Consider the following 2167-nt stretch of genomic DNA (forward strand, 5'->3'; position numbering starts at 1 on the left):
ACCGGGCGGCGGATTCTCCTCGAGGGTGTGGATGTGGGTCAGAACCTGCGGACTGTAGCGCTTCTGTTTGCCCACGGGCGGCAATTGTTGATGGCGGCGAACTTCACCTGCAGCCAGGTCGTCTCGTCCTGATCGGTGGCGCGACCTGGCTTCGAGCGATTGGTGGCATCGCTGTGCGCCGGGCTAGGACGCGCATGCTTGATGCCGCGCGCGCCAAGGCGCGCCGCGGCGAGCTGCGCATCAGCGTGCCGATTGGCTATATCTGGCACCGCGAGATCGGTCTCGGTTTCGATCCCGACCTCCGCATCCAGGAGGTGATCCGGCTGATCTTCGCCCGGTTCCGCGAGTTCGGCAGTGCGCGGCAGGTATTCCTGTGGCTGTTTGCAGAGCAGGTCCACTTCCCCCGGCCGTCCGACGGCAAGAAGCTGGTCAGCTTCGAATGGACGCCGATCCGCTACCGCAATGTGATTTCGGTGCTCAAAACCCGTTCTACGCAGGCGCCTATGCTTACGGCAAAGGCGAGAAGCGCACCGAGATCGTCGATGGACGCGCCCGAACGAGTTACGGCCACCGCAAGCCGCTTGAGGAGTGGGAGGTTCTCCTGAAGGATCACCACGACGGCTATGTCGGCTGGGCCGAGTTCGAACGGAACCAGAAGCAGCTTGCCGTCAACAACTATGCCAAGGTCGGAGGGGCGAAGTCCGGCCGCGGCGGACGGGCTCTGCTGGCGGGCTACTTTCCTGTGGACGTTGCGGGCGCCGTTTGATGGTAAGCTACTCAGGCCGTCCGCCGGGTCAGCCCGTCTACCGCTGTGATCGTCCTAACCTGATGCTCGGACTGCCCCGGTGCTTTACGTTCGGCGGTCTCCGCGTCGACGCCGCAGTCGCCAAAGAGCTGCTCCGCGCGGTCGAACCGATGGCGATCGAGGCGGCAATGGAGGCCGGACGGAGGTGCATGGAAGCTCGCAGTGAACAGCAGCGCATCGTGGAGCTCGAGCTGCAACAGGCTCGATACGAAGCCTCGCTCGCGGAGCGGCGCTATGCTGCGTGCGGTCCCGATAATCGCCTCATTGCCGCGCAGCTCGAGAAGAGTTGGGAGATGGCGCTTAGTCGCGTCGAGGCGTGCGAGACACGACCGAAGGCGGAGCAGACGCCGGACCCGGCGGCCGCTCCGCCCAACTTCGCCGGGCTGGCCGAGGATCTCGACGCTGCGTGGAAAGCTCCGGGCGTAACCATGCGCACTCGCCAACGACTCCTTCGCGCGCTCGTCACCGACATCATTGCGGACGTCGACGAAGCGACACGCGAGGTCATCCTGACGATCCATTGGCGCGGCGGCCAGCGCTCGCAATTGCGGGTCCGCAAGCCGAAGTCGGGCGAGCATGGATGCACCACTTCCCAGGACGCCCTGGAGGTCATCCCCAGCATGGCGGGGCGCTGGGCCGACGACCATATTGCCGCCTCTCTCAATCGGATGGGTTTGCGCACCGGACAAAACAAAAGCTGGACCGCCAAACGGGTGAGCTCAATCCGTCGTGTCAATGGGATCGATGCGTATCTCTCGGCCGACAAGACCAGCGAATGGCGCACCATGATGGAAGCAGCCAGGGAGTTGAACGCACCAACCACACCGTTCGCCGCCTCTTAAAGGAGCAAATTCTTCCCGCCCGTCAGCTTGTTCGGGGCGCGCCATACCAGATCCGCGCCAGCGACCTCGAAGACGAACGGATTAAGGCCGAACTGGCGCGCAATACTCCGCGTTGCATCCACGACGACAACCAGGAACCGCTGTTTTCCGCCATTTGAAAAGGAGGTGCATAATGAATCAGTCTTCGCGATGCCGCGCAGGGCTCGGTCGGCTGCATTGTTCGATAGGCAGATCCGCCCGTCGTCGGGGAACCGGGTGAAGGATGACCAGCGGCGCAGCATGTAGTTGAAGGCCTTGGTCAGATCGTGCCCGCGCGAGAGCTTGTCGCGCGTCTCAATCATCCAGCGCTCGAGTTCGGTGACCAACGGCACGCTCCGCTCTTGGCGCACCGCGTGGCGTTGGGCCGGCGACAGGCCGTTGATCTCGCGCTCGATATACCCTTAAAAGTCAGTAATTGACCAGCAGGTCACGAGACATTCTGCTCAGTGACTTCGCGCCGTTCTCGGTCACGCGAACAGTC

At 63.3% G+C, this 2167-nt stretch carries 2 pseudogenes; one reads left to right on the forward strand and one right to left on the reverse strand.

Features of this window, described 5'->3' with window-relative positions:
- Nucleotides 1-185 precede the first annotated feature (185 nt).
- Nucleotides 186-1805: pseudogene (locus NKJ28_RS32900) on the forward strand (recombinase family protein); the annotation flags it as partial.
- A 27-nt stretch (nucleotides 1806-1832) separates the two neighbouring features.
- Here the strand turns inward: NKJ28_RS32900 and NKJ28_RS32905 are convergent.
- A pseudogene (locus tag NKJ28_RS32905) lies at nucleotides 1833-2081 on the reverse strand (IS66 family transposase); the annotation flags it as partial.
- Between the last annotated feature and the right edge of the window lie 86 nt (nucleotides 2082-2167).

Origin of the sequence: Mesorhizobium sp. M0145 (assembly GCF_040322355.1) — a bacterium.
In the GTDB taxonomy this organism is placed as follows: Bacteria; Pseudomonadota; Alphaproteobacteria; order Rhizobiales; family Rhizobiaceae; genus Mesorhizobium.